The following is a 22,197-nucleotide window of genomic DNA, read 5'->3' on the forward strand; positions in this document are numbered from 1 at the left end:
TCGGGTTTAAAAAGTAATTATTTTGAAGTTAAACAACAGTGAAGCAAGCTGGTTTTCTCAGCAAGTAGTCGATTGGTATGAATTACATGGGCGTAAAACCTTACCTTGGCAATTAAATAAAACACCTTACAAGGTGTGGGTGTCTGAGGTGATGTTGCAACAAACTCAGGTAGTCACAGTTATTCCTTACTTTGAAAAGTTTATGCAAAGTTTTCCAGATATTATCGCTTTAGCAAATGCAGATGAAGATCACGTGCTGCATCACTGGACCGGATTAGGCTATTATGCTCGAGCTCGCAATTTACATAAAACCGCAAAGATAATTCGAGATCAATACAAAGGTGAGTTTCCAACAACGTTAGACGAGGTTGTCGCTTTGCCAGGAATTGGGCGCTCGACTGCAGGAGCTGTTTTATCGCTTTCTCTTGGCCAACATCATCCTATATTAGATGGTAATGTAAAACGTGTGCTTGCCAGATTTTTTATGATTGAAGGTTGGTACGGAGTCAAAAAAGTTGAAAACCAATTATGGCAACTATCAGAGCAGTTAACTCCAGCAAAACAAGTGACTGAGTTTAACCAAGCAATGATGGATTTAGGAGCAAGCCTTTGCTCACGTAGCAAGTTTGACTGCCAACCTTGCCCGTTGCGTTCGCGTTGTGGAGCGTATAAGACTGAGCAGGTAAAACAGTTCCCTCATTCAAAACCTAAAAAAGCAGTGCCAAAGAAAGTGTGCCATCAATTAATTATTCAATGTAATGATCAAGTATTGATGGAAAAAAGGCCTAACTCAGGAATATGGGGCGGTTTATTTAGTTTTTTTGAATTTGAGCAAAAATCTCAGTTAGATACTTTTTTAGCGCAGCAAGGGCTTGCTGTTACAACTGTGCCAATTGAGCCTTTTACGCATATATTTTCGCACTTTGAATTAACTATTAATCCGCATGTACTCACTTTGCATAAAGTGCCTGATGTGGTGAATGAGCGACAACTAGTTTGGTACCCGTTGGACCAGTCAATAGAGGTTGGTTTAGCCGCCCCAACTAAAAAGCTAGTTAAACAAATTGCTACAATAGTTTACACTAACTGATATCGTTTCGAAGAGCACAAGAGAGCAATCATGGCACGTACTGTATTTTGTCAAAAGTTACAAAAAGAAGCCGAAGGGCTTGGTTTCCAACTTTACCCAGGTGAGTTGGGTGAAAGGATTTTTAATAATATTTCTAAAGAAGCATTTGCACAGTGGCAGCACAAGCAAACAATGCTGATCAATGAAAAACATTTAAATATGATGGACCCAGAGCATCGTACTTTTCTAGAAGAGCAAATGGTTGGCTTTTTGTTCGAAGATAAAGATGTAGAAATCGAAGGCTACCGTCCGCCAGAAAAATAATTTTCACATGCGAATAAAAAGGGCAATAAGCCCTTTTTTACTGCTTGAATTAAATCAGATCATCTTGCTCTTGGGCATTACTAACTTGTTCTTTTAAAAACTGCGCAACACGGGAGTACTCAATCTCTAAATTGTCACGCAGTTCAATTAGTTGATCACTGGTTAAGTCTTGTTCTTTACAGTTATCTTCAAAGTCAGCAGCTAGCTCAGCTACTTTTTCTGCGCCAATTGTTTTTGATATAGATTTAAGTTGGTGGCAAGCTGCAATTATTATTTCTTTATCACTGGTCATTACCCCTGTGTTAATGTCTTTAGCTAACGTATGGCTTTGCTCTAAGTACATTTTAAAGAATCGTAACTGCTTTGCTTCATCATTGTTTATGTATTTAGCGAGCATTTCAAAGTTAATTGGTGCTGACGGCTTATTAGGAGAAGCCGTAATCGGTCCTTGCTTGCTTTCACTCCAACTATTAAGAGTTGCCTCTAGCGTATTTAATTCAACTGGTTTAGTAATGAAATCGTTAATACCAGCATTTAAACAGCGTTCTTTTTCACCCTTTAAGGCATTTGCTGTTATTGCAATAACATAAGGCTGAGCGTTGATGTCTTCAAGTTGTGCAGCTTCGTCGCGAATTTTTTCAACCATGTCGTAACCTGACATTTTAGGCATATGTAAATCAGTTAAAATTAACGGGTAACGGCCGCTTTGCCACATTTTTAAACCTTGCTCGCCGTTATCAGCAACTTCAACGCCAAACCCAAGTAAATGTAGTTGATCGGTAAGTACTTGTTGATTCAAAACATTGTCTTCAACAAGTAGCACGAGTTTGTTTTCTTCACGTGCTTGTTCAATATTTAAATAATTATTAAGGGTTTTAACAGGTTTAACTTGTTTTGGTGTATGCAGCCCCGCAGCAACCAATAACGACATCATAAAGTTTGACTTACACAATGGTGACGCATTGAGATAGAAGATGTTTTTATGATTTATTGCGGCTTCATCTAATTTACTAAGTACGATCACCTGTTGGTTATTATCTTCAAGGGTGTACAGTAAACGGCGTAATAAGTAATTAATGCTATCCATTGAATCGATCCCATCAAGCACCCAGATAACGCCAGGGTTATCTTGAGATTGTTCAATTTCTTGCACCGTTTGCGCCGTAATTGTGTTTGCCCCCATAAATGATAAATAACGAGAAAGCGTTTGTTTTCTGCTTTGATGCTCAGTGATGAGTATTACAGAATGATCTTTCAACGCACCTTTATGGGCATACTTTATGGTGTTTTCAGTACTAAATGGCAATTCCACCACAAAGTCACTACCAATACCTATATCGCTGGTAACACTAATGGACCCTAACATTAACTCGGTTAAACTTTTACAAATAGATAAACCTAGGCCTGTGCCACCGTACTCACGGGTAATTGATCCTTCAGCTTGAATAAATGGATTGAATATTTCACGCAGTTGAGCTTGGCTCATACCTTTACCATTGTCGCTGACGCTAAAACGCAGAGTAAAATGGTCTGCAGTATTTTGTGCCACTTCTACAGCAATGCGTACCTGACCTAGACGATTTTCATCGGTGCTAGTAAATTTAATTGCATTACTACATAAGTTATAAAGTACTTGGCGAACGCGAACAGTATCACCAATTAAATTAACTGGTATATCAGGTGCTATAGCTAGCTCTAAATCAAGCTGACGTTTTTTTGCAACCGATGATAATACTCTGGCAACTTCCTCAATAGTATCCGAGACCGAAAAAGGAGTTGGGTCGATATTTAGTTTACCCGCTTCAATCTTTGAAAAATCTAAAATATCATCCAGAATCCCCAATAGTGAAAAGGCTGATTCACGAATAATTGTACTTAGGCGATGCTGAGCGCCATTGAGATCTGTTTGTCTCAGTAAATCAATGGTGCCAATAACGCCATTCATTGGGGTGCGTATTTCATGGCTCATAGTTGCTAAAAACGTGGTTTTGGCTTCGCTAGCTTGCTCAGCTCTATGGCTCGCTTTTTCAAGCGCTAAAGTGCGGTTTTGCACTTCAGTTTCCAGACTGCTTTGCAGTTTTTGCAAATCTTTTTGGGCTACGTCATTACTATTGATAGCATCTTGTACTTGCTGTAATAGTTGATTGATATTTTTAGCTACAACGCCAAGGCCGATATCTAATTGTTCGTCTATATGTGTATTGTAACTGCCAGATTTAGTGATGCTCTCTAATTCATGTGCAAGAGTGTCACTACTTTTGCGGATCCGCGTATTAAGATAAACGTTAAAAAACAGCGCTAGTAAAAATAAACTTACTCCAGCAACTCCTGCAATAGCCAATGCAAGCACGATGGAATAATTTGGCAGTAGAGGGGGGGCAGTGATTTTTTGTTTAATGATTAATTCACCAACGGGTTGATCATTTAAATTTAATTGATGATGGATAATACCTTGCTCAGCTAAATGTTGATCAAGTTTTAGCGGTGCAATTGCTGGTTTATTACTGGCAAAAACCAATTGTGTTTGAGCAGTAGGTGTATATCTATATAAGTAGTAATCAAATTGATTATTTAGCGAAGCGCTTAAATTTAGTAGTTGAGTGGCATTATCTTGTCCTGTTCGAGTCAATGCATTAACCAAAGGTGTGTCTAATTGCTCAGCTAACGTTATTAAGCTTAGTGAACTTGGTGGTGCTTTTGAGTCTTCAGTGTTACTAGGGTAAAAAGAATAAGCAACCACAGCGAGTGCTGTTACGGCTAAGTTTATTAGTATAAAAAGAGGTAACAGCCCTTTTACAGGAGAAGAAAATTTACTCTGCATTTATTATCCAACTTAATCTATTATCAACCGCAATCTAAACAGTCGCTTGTGTACTGGAAATCAATCCTACCATTTACCAGAAATAATTCACTACGTTTTTAGTGCTGTTGTTTACAAGGAGCCTAAATTAATAGACAGTTACGTTAAACTACAAACAGCTGTTGTAATAAACAGCGTTTTTTACGTTTATTAAACAGTTTGTTGAAAAACCGTGCAAACAGTTATAAAGAATAAAAAAAAAGTTGACTTGAAAGGGCAAAACCAGTTTAATACGCCGCACACGCAGATAGCTCAGTCAGTAGAGCTAAGCGGAAAGTGTATAAAAACACTTTATAATTTTTTATTAAAACTGAAATTGCCCAGATAGCTCAGTCAGTAGAGCTAAGTGGGAATTGTATTGAAAATCCTTTGTGATTTTTTATTAAAACTGAAATCGCCCAGATAGCTAAGTCAGTAGAGCTAAGTGGGAATTGCATTGAAAATCCTTTGTGATTTTTTATTAATACTGAAATTGCCCAGATAGCTCAGTCGGTAGAGCAGAGGATTGAAAATCCTCGTGTCGGTGGTTCGATTCCGCCTCTGGGCACCATTATTTAAGTAGTGGTGTTTAAATCAAATGATTAAAACATTATTATGCGTGCCTTAGCACACAGTTTAGTGTGCCGACTTAGCTCAGCTGGTAGAGCAACTGACTTGTAATCAGTAGGTCAACCGTTCGACTCGGTTAGTCGGCACCATTTATTTAAATTAAATGTTTTAAACATTTAATTAGCACTGTTTAAGTGCCTCGATAGCTCAGTTGGTAGAGCAGAGGATTGAAAATCCTCGTGTCCCTGGTTCGATTCCGGGTCGAGGCACCATTTATTAAAAGTTATCAATCTTTAAAATTGAAACGTGCCTTAGCACACAGTTTAGTGTGCCGACTTAGCTCAGCTGGTAGAGCAACTGACTTGTAATCAGTAGGTCAACCGTTCGACTCGGTTAGTCGGCACCATTTATTTAGATAATTTGAAAGAGCAACTGACTTGTAATCAGTAATTCGTTCAGGTTATCAGTTCGACTCGGTTAGTCGGCACCATTTATTTAGATTAAGTGTTTAATTTAACAATTAATCTGCACAGTTTCTGTGCCTCGATAGCTCAGTTGGTAGAGCAGAGGATTGAAAATCCTCGTGTCCCTGGTTCGATTCCGGGTCGAGGCACCATTTATATCAAAGCCCTGCATTTGCAGGGCTTTTTTGTATCTGAAATAAACTAAGCTAGCAGTTTACGAAGAAAAACAGCGTCAATTCTGACTCTTGTACAATACCATTCTTTAATTTGTAATCTTTAATCTCAAAAACTCGCGCCTTTTATAAATAACGTGCAAACTAGCGCTCTTATAATTTATACCAATCGACTTAAATATTTAACTATTCTAGCGAGCTAAACAAAGCGCTAACTGTGTTATAAATTTTTCATGTAGAGCAACTAGATGTCAAAATTTATGCCTTGTTATCAAATGGTCAGTAACTTAAAACGATTGGTATTAAGGCAAGCTTGACTTTCTAAACGTAAACATCGGCTTGCATTTCCCACTAGTAAATATAAATTGGCAAACTCAACCCTCAAAAACGACTCTTTATTGTGATATTTGTAATGTTATGTAAAGTCAGTTGAGCTATCTGTGAACTGGTGCTTGAATTACACTCATAAATATAAGTAATTCAGGTTTTTATATGATTTGGCAACTTAAGCCGAGTTTAGTGGTAGTCAGTGCCTTGCTGCTCAGTGCATGCAGCAATCAGCTAAATCCAACTGAACGAGTGCAATATACAGCAAATGCTCCTGAGCAATGGCAACAAGCAAAGGCGTCAGCATTTAAGGTTGAAGATAATTGGCTTCAACAATTAGAAAACCCACAGGTATTTGCATTGGTTGAACAAGCATTAGCAAGTAACCAAGAGATTTTACAATCTGGGTATGATGTTGCAATTAAACAGCAGCAATTAATTGCGTCGGGCGCGGCTCTTTGGCCGAGTTTAGATTTATCTGCGCGAACTAATCGCAGTAAAAACAATCGTCCAGTTAGTTATAGCAATGTCAGTTCAGCAAATTTAACACTTAATTATGAAGTTGATTTATGGGGCAAGCTTTCTGATGCGCAGCGCCAGGCAAACCTTGATTTTCTAGCGCAGCAGGCAAATTTTCAACAAGCAAAACAACGCTTAGTAGGTGATGTGGTCAGTGGTTGGTTTAATGTAATAACGGCGCAAAAATTATTGGCGCTGTACCAGCAACGAGAAAAAAACGCAGAGCAGAACCTAGCAATTATTGAGTCGGGTTATCGTCAAGGTATAAATGATGCCTTAGATGTTTATTTAACGCGTAATGAGTTAAGCAATGAGCGTTCACGTATTGCTGGTCAAAAAGCCACTCTCAGTCAAGCAATTCGGGCTTTAGAGCGTTTAACTGGCGACTACCCGCGCGGTGCTTTAAGTGTTGAGGCTGACTTACCTCTATTAAATAAATCTATCCCTTTAGGTTTACCGTCAGAGCTTATCACACGTAAACCAAGTTTAATGGCGAGCTGGTATCAGTTATTAAGTACTGATGCTAATTTAGCTTATGCTCACAAGCAGCGTTTTCCAAGTTTAAATCTGAGCGCTACGTTAGGTGACAGTGCTGATCGTGTCAGTGATTTATTTTCACCATCAAACTTAGCATGGTCATTAGTGGGTAGTATTTCTTCGCCACTTTTTGATGCTGGTAGGCTAAGTGCTGATGAAGAAGCTGCCCGTTTAGCTGTGTTACGTCAGGAGCAAGTATATTTAGCCAGCCTATATGATGCATTTAATGAGGTGGAAACAGCTATTTCGCAAGAGCAATCTTTGCAAATTCGCTACTTAGCTACACTTAAGGCACAAGAAAATGCCATTGCAGCAGAGCAACTTTCTTTTGAGCAATATCAAAGTGGCTTAGTAACTTACACTACGGTACTCGATGCGCAAGATAGGTCCTTTGACGCACAAAGCTCTGTCATTGAAATTAAGAACCAATTAATTATTAACCGAATTAATCTCCATATTGCCCTTGGTGGCGATTTTTCACAGCCAACCAACGAGTCAACTGAGCAATAATTATGAATATTAAACAAACCAAAATTATTATCCCTGCGGCTATAATCGCAGCTACTGCCTTGTTAGTAATGTTTATTAGCTCAAACCCACCAGAAGCAAAGCGTTTTGGCTCACCACCTAAAGCGCAAATAAGTGTGGCGGTGCAAACTTTACAGCTACAGCCGTATCAAGTGATGGTTGACAGTTTTGGTACTGTAAAGCCGCGCACTCAAAGTATCTTGGTCGCTCAAGCTTCAGGACAGATCATCGCCAGCAGTGAGCAATTTAGAGAGGGGGGCTTTTTTGAAAAAGGCGATGTACTCTTACAGCTTGATGACAGAGATCACCGCGCTGAAGTGAAAGAAGCGCAAGCTAATTTACTCACTGCGCAGCAAGGCTTTCAAGAAGAACAAGCACGTAGTCGTCAGGCTATTATCGATTGGCAGCGTTTAGGTAATGGTGAGCAGGCAAGTAATTTAGTACTGCGAGAACCGCAACTAGCCGCAGCTCAAGCGCAAGTACTTTCAGCACAAGCAAAACTTGAAAAAGCGAATTTAAACTTAGAGCGCACAAAGATAACAGCCCCTTATGCAGGGCGAGTATTAAGTCGCAGTGTGGATCTTGGTCAAGTGGTGAGTAACAATACACAATTGGCAACTATTTACGCCATAGATAGTGTTGAAATACGGTTGCCAATTAAAAACAAAGACTTACCTTTTATTGATTTGCCAGAGCAATTTCGAGATGGTATGAAAAATGCCAATGGCTCAACTGTCGAATTTAGCTCTGACCTAGTTGGTATGCAAAAGTGGCAAGGACAAGTTGCCAGAACTGAAGGGGCCATCGATGAAAATGCTCAGCAGCTTTATGTTGTTGCCCAAATCAATGATCCTTACAAAGCAACTGCTCAAAACCAATACCCGATTAAGATTGGTCAATATATTAAAGCGCAGATCAGTGGCAAATTAGTCGCTGATGTCTTGGTTATTCCAAACAGTGCTATTTACCAAGGTACTTATGTATATATTGTTGATCAAGGTGTATTACAGCGTAAAAATATCCGCTTAGCGTGGCAAAATGCCACGCAAGCAATTATTGCCGATGGTTTGAACATGGGTGATAAGTTAGTGCTTACACCACTTGGTCAAGTTAGTTCAGGTACTGCTGTTAAAGTTATTGGTGAAGCTGATAAAGAGGGCAGTCAGCCTACTGGCAAAAGACCGTCACGTGAACAGTTAGCAGCGATGGCTAAAAAACAAGGGATCACTGTTGAAGAGCTGATGCAAAAGCGTAAAGCTGCTCGCTCGCAAGGAGATAAGCCATGATAGCTTGGTTTACTAAAAACCATGTTGCAGCTAATTTATTGCTGATCAGCATTGTTTTTGCGGGTTTATTTAGCCTTACCACGCAAATTCCTTTAGAAGTTTTCCCGTCTTTTGAAACCGATCGTATTAGCGTCAGTGTTTCCTTGCGAGGCTCAACTCCTGAAGATGTAGAGCAAGGGGTGACCATTCGCATTGAAGAGGCAGTACAAGATTTAGAAGGCATCAAACAAATATCGAGTCGCTCATCTGAGGGGTCAGCGTCAGTGAGTATTGAGGTCGACAGCGGTTACGATTCTCGAGAGTTATTGGCCGATATAAAAAGCCGAGTCGATGCAATTAATACCTTCCCAGCAGATGCTGAAAAGCCAGTTGTTGCCTTAGCTGAGCGTAAACGTGAGGTTATTGCGGTTACCGTTGCCAGTGACTACGGTGAAAAAGAAACCCGTGAATATGCAGAGCAAGTGCGCGACCAATTACTGCGCTTACCCAGTGTTACTCAAGTTGAACTCAGTGGTGTGCGTGATTACGAATTAGCAATTGAAGTAAGCCAAGATACATTGCGTCAATACAGTTTGAGCTTAAGTGATATTTCACGGGCGATATCAAACTCAAGTACTGATATTTCAGCGGGGAATTTAAAAACCCAAGGGGGAGATGTACTTATTCGCTCTAAAGGGCAAGCATATCGCAAAGACGAGTTTGCTCGCATTGCAGTTAAAAATCAAAGAGATGGTACTATTATTCGTCTAGGTGATATTGCTACTATCCGCGATGACTTTGAAGAAACCCCAGTGCGGACTCGGTTTAATGGTAAGCAAGCGGCCTTTATCGATGTATATCGTATTGGTCCACAAAGTGCCATAACAGTAGCCGATGAAGTAAAAGAATATATTGAAGGCCAGCAAAGTAAATTACCACAAGGGTTTGATTTAAGTTACTGGGATGATGATTCAGAGCTGGTTAAAAGTCGTATTGCCACACTCACCACCAATGCTTTACAAGGTGGTATTTTGGTACTGGCGTTATTGACGCTATTTTTACGTCCCGCCATCGCTTTTTGGGTATTCATTGGTATTCCAGTATCATTTATGGGCGCATTTTTAGCCATGCCATTGTTTGGGGTAACGCTAAATATTATGAGCTTGTTTGGCTTCATCTTAGTGCTAGGGATTGTGGTTGATGATGCAATCGTTACCGGTGAGAACGTTTATACCCATTTAAAAACCGCTGAATCTGGCGAGCAGGCAGCTATTCGTGGCACCCAAGAAGTTGCTACCCCTGTGACTTTTGGTGTTTTAACCACGGTTGCGGCATTTTTACCGTTAGCATTTATAGAAGGTAGTCGTGGTGCTCTGTTTGCACAGATCCCTGTAGTTGTGATCCCGGTATTATTATTCTCACTGATTGAATCTAAATTTGTATTACCTGCGCACCTAAAATATATAAAGTTACGCCATCAAAAAGGCGAACCATCTAAGTTTGATAAATTTCAACAGCGTTTTGCTGATGGTTTTGAGCATGCAATTTTAAAGTATTATCAACCGTTATTAAACTTGGCCTTACGCCATAAGCTAGCTACGGTAAGCTTGTTTGTGGGGATCTTTTTAATTATTTTAACTATGGTTACCAGTGGGTGGACTAAGTTTATTTTCTTCCCTCGTATTCCGAGCGAAACGGTGCGTGTTAGCTTAACATTACCGACAGGTACTCCATTTGAAGTGACTAATAAATACGTGATTGATATGTCGGATAAAGCACGTCAATTACAAGATAAGTACCGTGATGAAAATACAGGCGAAAGTGTTATTTTAAACATTTTAGCCACCACGGGTGGTCGTGGTGGTGCATCAAACTCAGGGAGTGTACGCTTTGAAATCACCCCTGCTGAAAAACGTGACTCTAATATAGGCTCGCGGGAGCTTGCCAGTGAATGGCGCGATTTAATAGGTGTGATCCCTGGCGCTGAAAGCTTAACTTTTAGGGCTGAAATAGGTCGCAGTTCAGATCCAATTGATGTCCAGCTTACAGCAACCTCGCTATCAACCTTGCAAGAAGTGGCTGAGCAGGTCAAAGCGCGTTTGGCGACTTACCCAACAGTATTTGATATTGCTGATAGCATGTCTGATGGTAAAGAAGAGCTGCAAATTGAGCTAACAGAGCAAGGCTTAGCACTGGGTTTAAATCGGGTTGATGTATCACAGCAAGTACGTAACTCGTTTTTTGGTGCTCAAGCACAGCGTATTCAACGTGGTCGTGATGACGTCAGAGTTATGGTGCGTTTACCTCTTGATGAACGTCGCTCGGTGGCTGACTTAAAAGATATCCTTATTAACACCCCAACCGGTGGCACAGTACCGTTATCACATGTAGCTAAACTAGTGCCTGGGCAAAGTCCTTCAACGATTAATCGTATCGACCGCTATCGGACTCTGAATGTTACGGCAGATATCGAAAAAGAAAACACCAATATGACAGTGCTGCAAGCCGATTTAAAAATTTACCTTGATGAGTTGGTGCAGCAATATCCTGGCGTTAGTCACTCTCTTGAAGGTGAGGCGAAAGAACAACGTGAATCGTTCGGCTCGCTTGCTTGGGCGTTGGTATTTGTATTTTTCATTATCTATGCGTTATTAGCTATTCCGTTTAAATCTTACTTACAGCCGCTGATCGTCATGAGTGTGATCCCGTTTGGTATGATAGGTGCCGTGGTAGGACACTGGATTATGGGAATGGAATTAACCATTATGAGCCTACTTGGGATGTTGGCCCTGATCGGTGTTGTGGTTAATGACTCGCTAGTATTAGTTGATTTTATAAATAAAAAACGCAGTGAAGGCGGCGAATTACTGGAAGCGGTAAAACTGGCTGGCGCGTCACGTTTTCGCCCTGTAATGTTAACCAGTTTAACCACCTTTATAGGCTTAATGCCGTTGCTGTTTGAAAAAGCCACTCAAGCGCAATTTTTAATCCCAATGGCTGTAAGTTTAGGCTTTGGGATTATTTTTGCGACCTTTATTACCTTGTTGCTAGTACCAGTTAATTACTTGCTGATGGAGCGAGCACAAAGCTGGTTTAAGTAAATAATAAATACCCGCAGCTTTTTGAGCTGTGGGTATTGTTACGAAAATTTCTCAAACTATTTTTTCAAGCTGAGGTAAACTAAACACAAAGTAGTTAAATTCAAAGGCTTCAACATGATTGAATACCCGATTGATCAACTCCCACAGCTTATTGATGAGCTTTTACAATGTGATACCACAGAGCGTAAAAATAAGCTGTTAGCTGACGCCAAAGAAATACTTTCGACAGAACATTTATCGTTATTATTTGAAGCCTTACCAAAAGATCAGCGTATAGATATTTGGCAGTTATTAGATGAAGACACCCAGCATGAAATATTCATTAATTTAGGCGCCGATAGCTGTCGTTGGTTATTACAAACACTCGATGAAGATGACGGTTTTAAATTACTTGATGAAGTAAGCGTTGCTGAGTTACTTGAACTTGAAGAAGTGATCCCTGAGCGCTTTGTTGAATACGCTCGCCGTCAACTTGATGAAGTACAAACCAAGCAATATGAATTAGCGCAGCAGTATCTGCCAGAGCAACTTGGTCACTGGCTTGATTTTGATTCACTTAAGGTTTCAGACAAACTAACGGTCGGTGGCGCACGAAAAATCCTGCAAAAAGGCTTACCGCAATATACCGAGGTTATTTATTTAGTGAGCCGCAAAGGCACGCTAATTGGTGAGGTATCGGTTAACACGTTATTTAAAGCTAAGGACTCAGACACCTTATTAAGTTTTGCTGATCACGATATAACTTCACTGCATGCCGACGATGATTTATACGAAGCAGCTGAAGTGGTGATCCACAGTGAAAAAATGGCAATGCCCGTTGTCAATGTCGATAATAAGTTACTGGGGCGATTAAAAGTTACCTCAGCTTACGAATTACGCCAAGAGGTCACCGATGAAGCAGCGGCAAAAGCGGGTGGTTTACGTGAAGACGAAGATCTATTTGCCAGCGTACGAAAAAGTGCGAAGAACCGTGGTATTTGGTTAGGCATTAATTTAGCAACCGCATTTTTAGCATCCTGGTTTATTGGCTTATTTGGCGCAACCATTGAGCAAGTGGTTGCATTGGCAGTATTAATGCCGGTAGTTGCGTCAATGGGCGGTATAGCAGGGAGCCAAACGTTAACCGTAATCGTGCGCGGTTTAGCGCTTGGTCAGGTGACTGACTCAAACCGTAAGGCGCTACTTAAAAAAGAGCTTAGGGTAGGTGCCGTAAATGGCTGTGTGTGGGCTATGGTAATTGGTGTGCTTACCTATTTTTGGTTTAGTGATGTAATGCTCAGTATTACCATTACAGTGGCTATTTTGCTTAATTTAATTGCAGCCTCTTTGTCTGGCGTGGTGATCCCTTCTATTTTAGATAAAATGAAAATCGATCCCGCACTGTCAGGTTCAGTAATCTTGACAACAGTGACCGATATCGTTGGTTTTGTCACTTTCTTAGGGTTAGGTAGTTTATTACTACTTTAGTATTTTAGTTTAGGAAGTATGATAGCTTTTACAGGCATTTTATTAATTTCAGTTTTATTTCTGTTGTATGAACTTTTAGTGAAGAACTGGTTGGCGCGTATCATCTGGTTCTTTTTTATCATAAAGTACAGCTCTCGCAATAGCGAGTTACATAATTAAAAAGGAAATACTCAATGTCAAAGAAACCAGCTAAAGCAATCAGTAAAGAAGTAAAATCGATTAAAAAAGAAATCAGCGCTCGTAAAGATAAAGTCGCAAAACAAAAATCCAAAATAGGTAAGCTTAAAAAAGCGCTGAAAAAAGCAGCTTAATTTAGCATACGAAAATATTGCTGTGTGATCAGTTATTCTGCACTATCAGTAAAGGTTATAATTATACTTTTCAAATGCTTAGGCAATTATAAAATACTTTTGTAATTGCCAAGCCAGTTTTTTACCTCCACTCCTAGCACGCCATGATCTGCTAGCGCACAATATTTGTTAATAATTTTATGCAAATATGTTTTAATCTATGTATATACTTTACAGCATTAAGCGTTTGCTTAAACTTTATGATAAAAAATCACTTAATAATCGCTATTTTTATCTGTATTTTTTCTACGCTAACTAATGCGTCTGAACACTTTAGTGATCACGAACAATTCTGCTTACAACAGCCAGAGAAAGACTGCTTAGTTTATATTAATGAACGTATAGAGCAATCAGAGCTACATTCAACTCGGTGGTATAAAGCCAAGTCTTACTTATTTGATTATTATTACGATAAAAATGATTATGAAACCTTAAAAATCATTGTTGAACCATTCGCAGAACGAGATGATTTACCTGAAGTATTTAAAGTCCAAGCTTATTTTTACTATGCCAAAGCTTTGCATTTTTATCACGATGATGAGCGTGCAAAAATCTATGCAAATAAGGCATTTACAGATATAAAGTTGATGTACGATGCGTTTGCAGATCCAATGCGAATGCTCGAGTTAGCTAATTTGCAGTATGTTTTTGGTAATAAGGAATCCGCTTTTCAGATGCTGCTCAAAACCGAACGAAAGTTTGGCAAGAGTAAAGATCCAATTTTTAATTTTGAGTTACAGTCTAATAAAGCAAATATTTATCACGCTTATGGCGATTTAGAAAATGCCAGAGAGAGCAGAAAAAAAGCGCTTGATTGGATACTACCAACCCAGCATCAAGGCAAAATTATTGTGGCACAGGGGAATTTAGCGCGCACATATCAATTGCTCGGACAGTATGACCTTGCTATTAAGTACTATGTAGATTCGTTGAGTTATATGGTAGAAGGTAGTGATGATATTGCAAAAGCTGCGCATACATTAAGGTTGGCAGAAATATGCTGGCAAGCAAAAGATAATCAGCAGGCTACTAAGTGGTTTAAAACAGTTAAAGAGAGTGATTTAAATCGTAACCATAAAATAGTCTATAAGCAATTAGCTACAGCCTTAACTTTGTAGCGATTGTAACTATACATCCCCGATAAGACGGCCCATATTTATATGGGCCGTAGTTACTTGTTTAATTAAAAGTTAAACGTTACATTCGCATAAACAAAGCGGCCATCTAAACTATATGGCGTGAACCCGCTGTAAGTGAAAATTTGGTTGAAATCACTATAACCAATATTACTTACCGTATCTTGCGGGTACTGATCAAATAGATTGTTAGCACCTAAAGCAAGTTTCCATTGCTCGGTTGGGCGATACGCCACTTCAATATCAGTGAGCCATTTCGCCTTAAGAAGCTCATCGCCCTCAGCACTACTTGAGGTATCAACTACTTCACCATAGCGAGTTGCACGAAGCGTGGCCTGTATATTTTCATAATCCCATGTTGCAGACAGGTTCCATTTATCTGCTGGTGTGCCTTTTTCGAATCGAGAAATTTCACGTCGTGCAAAGTATTGATATCCATCACCTAACGCTTCGAGTTCTGGTGGATTGTCTTTCACATGAGTAACTTCTGTATCGTTAAAGTTTACAGCGGCACTTAAGCGTAAGTCACCATAATCAGCTAAACCGAGTAAATAGGTGGCAACAATATCAACCCCTTGAGTACGCGAATCGATAGCGTTGGTAAAGTAGCGCACACTTTGGGTATTAAGCTCAGCGGCTTGTTGTAAAATAGCTTCAACAGCAGGGCCTTCTAAGTTTTCAGAAAGCACAATGCGATCATCAATATCGATACGATAAGCATCAAGCGTGAAGCTAAAATTACCTTCTGTGAAGATAAAACCAGCGGTCATATTGACAGACCCTTCAGCGTCTAAATCTTTTGCGCCAAGCGCTTTGGCAGCAGCCTCACTACTTGGAAATAATCCGACTTCTCTAGGTACGCCATTTTCAAATACAGTGCTGACTGATTTATAAGATGTTTGTGCAAGAGACGGTGCTCTAAAACCACTACTGATAGCACCACGTAACGATAATGAAGGAGTAATGCTATAGCGGCTGGCAAGTTTCGCTGTAAAAGTACTGCCAAAATCACTATAGTCTTCAAATCGACCTGCTAGCACAGCATTCCAATTTTCAGTGAGGTAGGTATCAAATTCAGCAAATAGGGCAATGTTATGGCGGCTTTTATCAGTTGCACTATCGGGTGAAAAACCTGATAAAACTTGTGCACCACCGGCGGCAACAGGTACGCCTTGTGCATCAAGTACCGTTAAATACGAAGCTTGTTCACCGGCTTTGATTTGGTAGTTTTCATGGCGATATTCAGTACCAATGGTAACAAACACGTCATCAGGCAAGCCTAAGTCAAAGCTATTGCTGGCATCCATGTTAACAAGGAATTGTTCATACACTAATGCGCCATTATCAAACTCTGTCGGACTGTTAGCACCCATAGAGGTATTGATACTATTGCTAACACCTAATGCAAAATCATTGCGACCATAATTAGTGCTGATATCCCATGTCCAATCATTACTAACCCCATTTAAACCGATAGCAAACGAATAGTCGTCAACATCAGTGTCAATGTTTGGTAAAAACCCATCAGGATAAACGCTTGGCACATTACGGTTGTCTTTGGCACGGCGATAGAAACCGCCTGAGTTACCTTTACGATTTGAATAGCTGGCAAAAGAGTAAAGTGATAAGTCATCACTAAAGTCGTAGCCAAGATTATAAAATAGCGCGATATCTTCAACATCGGCTTTACCAAAGCGGTGGTTATAACGGTCAAACGTCAGCTCTTTTGGATCAAGCGCGCCGTTTTCATCACGATTATATTGTTCTCGCTCATCAATACCTGAGCGGTTAGTTGGCTCGTTGTTACGGGTTTCAATTGAGATATTGATAAAGCCATTCTCGCTAAGCGAAAAGCCCGCATTGGCACTTGCAGTTCGGGTAATACCATCGTTAACGCGGCGGTCATCACCTTTAACAAAACCAAGCTTACCTTGCGAGTCGATGATTGTTTCTTTTAACTGTGCAGAGCCTGCCATTTGCGAATCATATTGACCATAAGTGTAGCTTACACTACCGCCTTCATCGGCATCTTTGAGTACAATATTGATCACACCGGCGATGGCATCTGAGCCATATTGCGCAGCTGCACCATCACGCAGTACTTCAACGCGTTTAATCGCAGAGGTTGGAATATTATTTAAATCAACAGCCGTAGAGCCACGGCCAACTGTGCCACCTAAATTTAATAAAGCACCAGAGTGACGGCGTTTACCATTGACAAGTACTAAGGTGTGATCAGGAGCTAGGCCTCGTAATACTGCTGGTTTTGCATGGTCTGTACCATCAGCGAGGGTTGCACTTGGGTAGTTAAAGCTGGGTAGTTGCGCAGCAAGCACTTGGCTTATTTCAAGCTGGCCTGTGGTTGCCAGATCACGACTGGTTAGCAAGTCTACAGGAACTGTACTTTCCGACAGGCTGCGTAAACTACGACGTGTGCCGGTAACCGAAATAACTTCAATATCTTGTGCTGTTGTGTCAGCTGTTTGCTCAACAGCGATTGCAGTCGCTGAGGTTGCCAATGTACTTGCAATAGCAAGTTGTAAAGGTAACTTGTTAAATAGTTTCATTGTTGATCCCGAGTTGTTGTCATACGCCATCTAGTTTATATAGCGTATTGGGAACAAACAAATAACATTAAAATATAGTATATGTGTAACTAATGCATTTCGTTAAAATAAATCAAACCTTGTTAATGTTGTGTTTATGAGCTGATGCTGATTTTATTTCTGCCGTCAGATTTTGCTCTATATAAAGCAGTATCAGCAGCACATATTAGTGCTTCGCAGGTACGGTATTGATTATCAAGTTCACAGGCTATACCTTGGCTCACACTTACTTTAACTTCTGGCGGCAGGCCTATATCAGTAAACGTCATCGCATTTATTTGTTGTTGAATATGTCTGGCAACAACAGCGGCGCTATCGCGGTTGCAGCGTGGCAGAATAACAGCAAATTCTTCACCGCCATAGCGAGCGGCTAAACAATCTCTTGATGGTATACATTGCAAAATAATCTTGGCTATTTTTTGTAAGCACTTATCGCCTTTAATATGGCCATAGGTATCGTTGAATCTCTTAAAATGATCGACATCAATTAATATACTAGTTAATGGCTGGTGGCTTTGAATACTTTCTTGCCAGTATTGTTTTAATGATTCATCGAGCGTGAAGCGATTAGCAAGCCCAGTTAAATGATCTATTGAAGCTTGTACTTTTAATTTGTTATATATTGCTTTGTGAATACTTAAATCATGTAATATGCACACATAAAGTTTTTGCGCTGACGCAATGCTCGAAGGCATATTAGAAATAGATAAGTCGGCCTCAATTATATTGCCATCCGTTTTGTTTATTTTTACTTCATTAGGACCAAAGTTAAGGCGAGTATCTTTTATATCTAACCAGTTTAGTAACGTATACATGTATTTATCGCGGTCAGTTTCATGTAAAAACTGTAGTAGGCTTTGACCAATCAATGATTGCTGGGAGTCGCCTAAAAACTGTGCCGCCATTGGGTTTGCAAACTCAAACGTACCTTGCTCATCGATGATAAAAATACCTTCACTGATGCCGTTGAATAATTCAATTAAAGAACCAAACTGTAAGTGAGAAAGACAGGCTGAAAGGGTTTTGCCAATAGTAGCTGATTGCTTATTTGCGTTAAGTGTTTGGTTATTATTTGTTTGGTTAGACACGTTTAATCCTTTACGTTTTGCTATACGTTTTTGGTGTCTATAAATTTACTTAAAAAAGTGCAAATAAACCTTCTGGTAACCTTCTGGTTTTAAGTTTTTGATTTTTAATAATAAAATTAAAATACGCAGGTGAGGTAACGCCTGCGAAGCAAGAGAAAGAAAGGGATAGGTTGCAGTAATTAAATTTCTTCTTTGTTTATAACCTGAGGGTCGCTACTGCTGTAAGAGGTGCCATTACATTCCACATTAAAAATGATTGATGCTGTACCGCTGGTTTCATCGGTATCTGTAATGGTAATAGACTTACCGTTATTATTAACTACGTAAAGGAAGTCATCAGCACAGTTGCCAGTGATTGTTGCGCTGCTAAATAAGAAGCCTTTATTAAATGTGTCTTGTTTTAAAGTGTAAATAGCAGCAGTTTTGGTTCTTACCTCACCTCCACCTGAGACTTGGTCATCTCCTATATAGTATGTAAAATTTGCTTTGTTATCTACAAGCTCGATTTCTACTGAAAAGTTAACAACTTGTTGGTTGTTATTCATGTTATTTCCTCTATCATTTTTGTTATAGGCTAAAGTCATCAATACCTAACTGTATTAGGTTTTCTTTTAATTTTTTCGCTTCATTTTTTCTATTTGAGCAGCTATATGCTTGAACCAAAGGGTACGTTGTTTTTATACTTTTATTTTCTCGGAATGAAATTATTTTAATTGCTTTTTCACAAAATAAGCTTCGGTCATCATTATTTGTTGCAAGTTTAGCTTTAATTAAATATATCCTTGCTAAAACTAAGGAGTTTGCTGTTTGCCATAGTTTTCCTATTTGTACTTTGTAATCATTGTTGTTTTCAAGTTTAATTAGTAGTTCATTTGCTTTGGAATTTATACCTATGTTGATGTAGTAATGAATAATACTGATAAATATATTAATAGTTTCAGTATCATTTAAATCCTGCTCTGTTAAAAAGTTTAATATTTCTTTTATGTTATCGTTAAGATCTTGCTCGTTCGATAACATCAATTTATAAGATAAAGAACGGTAATATATTTTCTGGAATTTATTATTATTTGGATCTTGAAGAAGAGCATTACTTATACTGTCATTTGCTAGCTTAGCTTTTTCATAAGAGCGCTGCTTATCCGAGAAATAACTTAGTAGGAAACTTTGTTGCATATAAATATAAGTAAGATTGCTTAATACGCTGGCATCATTGGGATATTGTGCCAAAATATTATTCAACTCATTAGATGCATTTTCTAACATTGTTAATGCCGTATTAAAATTACCCAAATTTTCTTCTGTACTGGCAAGCCAGCTAATTGTATCTGTTTTATCACGTAATAAGTTTTTATTGTTGGGTTTAAGCTCGAGTGCTTTGTTTTTAAGATTTAGCGACTCTGTGAAGCTTTGTTTTGCAGCAGCATAGTTAAATTGTTTTAAATATAACGAGCCGAGAGAGTTATGTGAATAAGACAACTCCATAATGGAGTTAAAATCATTGGGTGCTAGGGAGTACATTGTTTCACTATAGGCTTGGTATTTTTTAAACATTGGCTCTGTGGCAGCGTAATCACTTTTATCATAATGAAGTTGCCCTAACCAAAAGGCATTGGCACCCGCAAGCGTAAGTAACTCTAAGTTGCTAGGTTGGGTTTTTAATAATCCCTCAAGTCGGGTGCGGGCGCTCTCAAACGCGGTAAATGCTTCGTCGGTTTTACCGCGGGAATAGGCCACTTCCCCCATTGCCTCAAGGGTTTGTGCATATTGAAAGCGGTTGTTAAATTCGGTTTTTTGGTCTGTAAAGCGAAAGAGAGAGTTGTCCTCATCAGCTTGATTAGTAAAATACTCCAGCGCTTTATTGCTAATGCCATCGAGCAAATCCATACGTTTAACGCTACGCAGTTTATCGGCAAATTCACCCACCATAAAACCAAGTAGGCTTTCGGCTTCTAAGCGTTTTTGCTGCGCGACTTGCTCGGCGTGGTAGCTGCGTACGCTCATAAAGGTGGCTATAAAACTGAGTAAAATAAGTGCAACCGCGGTGGCTTGTAACACTCTTTTTTTACGTTTTGCCCTGCGGTTTGATGCTTTAATTAAACTCAGTTCAGCAGCACTGAGGCTAAACATCGGGTTATTTATAAGGCTTTGTGCTTCTTGTAACGGCTTGCCCTGCGCTAATAAAAAGTCGGCATGTTTTTGCTCGTTTAACCAACGCTCGGTGGCGATTTGTAAGCGACTTTTAATGGCTAAGCTTTGTTGGTGTTGGTTTATCCAGTCTATGGCGCGTTGCCACTGACGTAGTAGTGCTTCGTGTGCCAAACTAAAACAGGCTTGCTCGTTTTTAAGGTGCGACACAAATAAGCGGCTATCGACCATCGCTTGTGCAAGTTGTGTTTGTGCAGGGGTGGTGAGTTCATCCCACCGGGCTGCGCGGCTGGTGAGGGTTTCGCCATCAGCGTGCAGGGTAATTAGTTTTGATAATACCAAGCTCAGCTGGGCTTGTTGTTGCTTGGGCAGTTGTGTAAAAACGTGCTCAGCTTTTTGGCCAATCGCGCCTTCAATACCGCCCAATGCTTGGTATTCAGAGACTAATAGCTCATCGTTTTCGCTGCGCTGTAAGTACAGTTGTTGCAAAGTGTATTGCAGCATTGGCAGGGCGTCGGGGTTATTGGCGGTGTCGTTACAGAGCATTTCATCCAGTGGTGTTTGGTGCTCAGGGTCAAGCTGCCAACTAAGCCCTGCGGCTAAAGCTGGCAGGCGGATCATCTGTTTTAATTCAGAACGCGTTGGCGGTAGCAAGTCAAAATGCGCGCCATTGGCTTTACCAGCCATTAAACTGGGTTGATTAACCACTTGGGGGTAAAAGTCATTTCGACAGGCGCTAAATATAATAATGCAGTTACTGGTGGCCAGTAACTCTATAATTGTTAAAAACTGGCTGCGCTCTTGCTCGCTAAATACTGGCGACGACAGCAATACTTCAAGGCGGTCGATAAATAAAAATAAATACGGTTTTATATGGGTTGTTTGCCCTTGCTTTAAAGCCATTTGGCAACGCTCAATAACTTGCTCAGGCGTTGAGAGTAATAACTCACTGAGGGAGTCGGCACTGATATTTGTTAAAACTGGCGCATCGTTGATTTCTAAATCAAGTAAAGTAGAGGCTAGATCGAGAAATAGCCGACCTTTACTTACGTCTGCAAAGTCGAGCAAGCAGTATGACTCAATTCGAAAGCCATCAAAGCCTGCTTCACTCATTAGTGCTGGTAATACACCTGCATTGACCAGTGATGACTTACCTGAGCCACTTGAGCCGAGCAATAAGCAAAATGCGCGGCAATAATTAATTTGCGCAGATACCCGCTGTAATAGTGTGTTTATTTGCTTGCTGCGGCCAAAAAACACCGCGGCTTCATTGTGGGTGAACGCGCTTAACCCAACAAATGGCGAATCACCTTGCCACTTACTATGGCTGGCTTTTTGCTCATCATCAAGAGGGAGCTCTATTTTGGCGATAACGCGATAGCCGCGCTTGCGGATTGTCTCTATGTATTGCGGATCACTGGCTTTATCGTCAAATGCTTTACGCAATTGCGTGATGACTTTATGCAGGGGATTATCGCCCACTGCAACTGTGCGCCAACAGTGGTTAAGGATCTCTTCACTGCTAACTAACTCTCCTTGTTTTTCGCATAATAACAATAAAACATCCATCGCTTTGGGCTCAAGTTGTTTGATTTGCGCGCCTCGTATTAAACTATTGGTGGTAGCTGTTACTTGCCATTCGCCGACAAAGAAAACGGATTTACTCATGCAGGGCTCATCATTGTT

At 40.0% G+C, this 22,197-nt stretch carries 13 protein-coding genes and 5 tRNA genes; 13 read left to right on the forward strand and 5 right to left on the reverse strand.

Annotated features, from left to right (window positions below):
• Positions 1–22 precede the first annotated feature (22 nt).
• Positions 23–1,090 (forward strand): A/G-specific adenine glycosylase, encoded by a 1,068-nt coding sequence (mutY, locus tag H5182_RS10880; protein WP_220493125.1) that lies wholly within the window; start codon positions 23–25, stop codon positions 1,088–1,090.
• Positions 1,091–1,120: 30 nt separating this feature from the next.
• Positions 1,121–1,393: an oxidative damage protection protein gene (locus tag H5182_RS10885; RefSeq protein ID WP_145237543.1), complete on the forward strand. Its 273-nt coding sequence runs from the start codon at positions 1,121–1,123 to the stop codon at positions 1,391–1,393.
• A gap of 49 nt (positions 1,394–1,442) precedes the next feature.
• Here H5182_RS10885 and H5182_RS10890 read toward each other — a convergent pair whose 3' ends face one another.
• Entirely contained in the window at positions 1,443–4,214 is a 2,772-nt protein-coding gene (locus H5182_RS10890; RefSeq protein ID WP_145237540.1) for a hybrid sensor histidine kinase/response regulator, read from the reverse strand.
• A gap of 513 nt (positions 4,215–4,727) precedes the next feature.
• Between H5182_RS10890 and H5182_RS10895 the strand changes: the two genes are divergently transcribed.
• The 11 genes from H5182_RS10895 (at position 4,728) to H5182_RS10945 (ending at position 14,651) form a co-directional block, all read left to right on the forward strand.
• Positions 4,728–4,803, forward strand: a tRNA-Phe gene (locus H5182_RS10895).
• Positions 4,804–4,875: 72 nt separating this feature from the next.
• Positions 4,876–4,951, forward strand: a tRNA-Thr gene (locus H5182_RS10900).
• Positions 4,952–4,998: 47 nt separating this feature from the next.
• Positions 4,999–5,074 (forward strand) — tRNA-Phe (locus H5182_RS10905).
• A gap of 58 nt (positions 5,075–5,132) precedes the next feature.
• A tRNA-Thr gene (locus tag H5182_RS10910) sits at positions 5,133–5,208 on the forward strand.
• Between the two features lie 134 nt (positions 5,209–5,342).
• Positions 5,343–5,418 (forward strand) — tRNA-Phe (locus H5182_RS10915).
• A 513-nt stretch (positions 5,419–5,931) separates the two neighbouring features.
• Positions 5,932–7,332, forward strand: a complete 1,401-nt coding sequence (locus H5182_RS10920; RefSeq protein ID WP_182760012.1) for an efflux transporter outer membrane subunit — start codon at positions 5,932–5,934, stop codon at positions 7,330–7,332.
• 2 nt (positions 7,333–7,334) lie between these two features.
• On the forward strand, positions 7,335–8,636 hold the full coding sequence (locus tag H5182_RS10925; protein WP_145237533.1) for an efflux RND transporter periplasmic adaptor subunit: 1,302 nt from the start codon (positions 7,335–7,337) through the stop codon (positions 8,634–8,636).
• Entirely contained in the window at positions 8,633–11,716 is a 3,084-nt protein-coding gene (locus H5182_RS10930) for an efflux RND transporter permease subunit (protein ID WP_182760013.1), read from the forward strand. The genes H5182_RS10925 and H5182_RS10930 overlap by 4 nt, the downstream gene beginning before the upstream one ends.
• A gap of 114 nt (positions 11,717–11,830) precedes the next feature.
• Positions 11,831–13,183, forward strand: coding sequence for a magnesium transporter (locus H5182_RS10935; RefSeq protein ID WP_182732439.1), 1,353 nt, complete (start codon positions 11,831–11,833; stop codon positions 13,181–13,183).
• Between the two features lie 173 nt (positions 13,184–13,356).
• On the forward strand, positions 13,357–13,494 hold the full coding sequence (locus H5182_RS10940) for a hypothetical protein (RefSeq protein WP_182732438.1): 138 nt from the start codon (positions 13,357–13,359) through the stop codon (positions 13,492–13,494).
• Positions 13,495–13,733: 239 nt separating this feature from the next.
• A complete protein-coding gene (locus tag H5182_RS10945; protein WP_182732437.1) occupies positions 13,734–14,651 on the forward strand; it encodes a tetratricopeptide repeat protein in 918 nt (305 codons plus the stop codon).
• A 65-nt stretch (positions 14,652–14,716) separates the two neighbouring features.
• Here H5182_RS10945 and H5182_RS10950 read toward each other — a convergent pair whose 3' ends face one another.
• The 4 genes from H5182_RS10950 to H5182_RS10965 form a co-directional block, all read right to left on the reverse strand.
• Positions 14,717–17,266: a TonB-dependent receptor plug domain-containing protein gene (locus tag H5182_RS10950; protein ID WP_404936214.1), complete on the reverse strand. Its 2,550-nt coding sequence runs from the start codon at positions 17,264–17,266 to the stop codon at positions 14,717–14,719.
• A gap of 104 nt (positions 17,267–17,370) precedes the next feature.
• Positions 17,371–18,363 (reverse strand): sensor domain-containing diguanylate cyclase, encoded by a 993-nt coding sequence (locus H5182_RS10955; protein ID WP_182734459.1) that lies wholly within the window; start codon positions 18,361–18,363, stop codon positions 17,371–17,373.
• A 179-nt stretch (positions 18,364–18,542) separates the two neighbouring features.
• On the reverse strand, positions 18,543–18,908 hold the full coding sequence (locus H5182_RS10960) for a DP-EP family protein (protein ID WP_145237518.1): 366 nt from the start codon (positions 18,906–18,908) through the stop codon (positions 18,543–18,545).
• Between the two features lie 22 nt (positions 18,909–18,930).
• Positions 18,931–22,179, reverse strand: a complete 3,249-nt coding sequence (locus tag H5182_RS10965) for a winged helix-turn-helix domain-containing protein (protein WP_182760015.1) — start codon at positions 22,177–22,179, stop codon at positions 18,931–18,933.
• Positions 22,180–22,197: the final 18 nt, after the last annotated feature.

It is taken from the genome of Pseudoalteromonas sp. SG44-17, from assembly GCF_014164235.1.
GTDB classification, from domain to species: Bacteria; Pseudomonadota; Gammaproteobacteria; order Enterobacterales; family Alteromonadaceae; genus Pseudoalteromonas; species Pseudoalteromonas rhizosphaerae.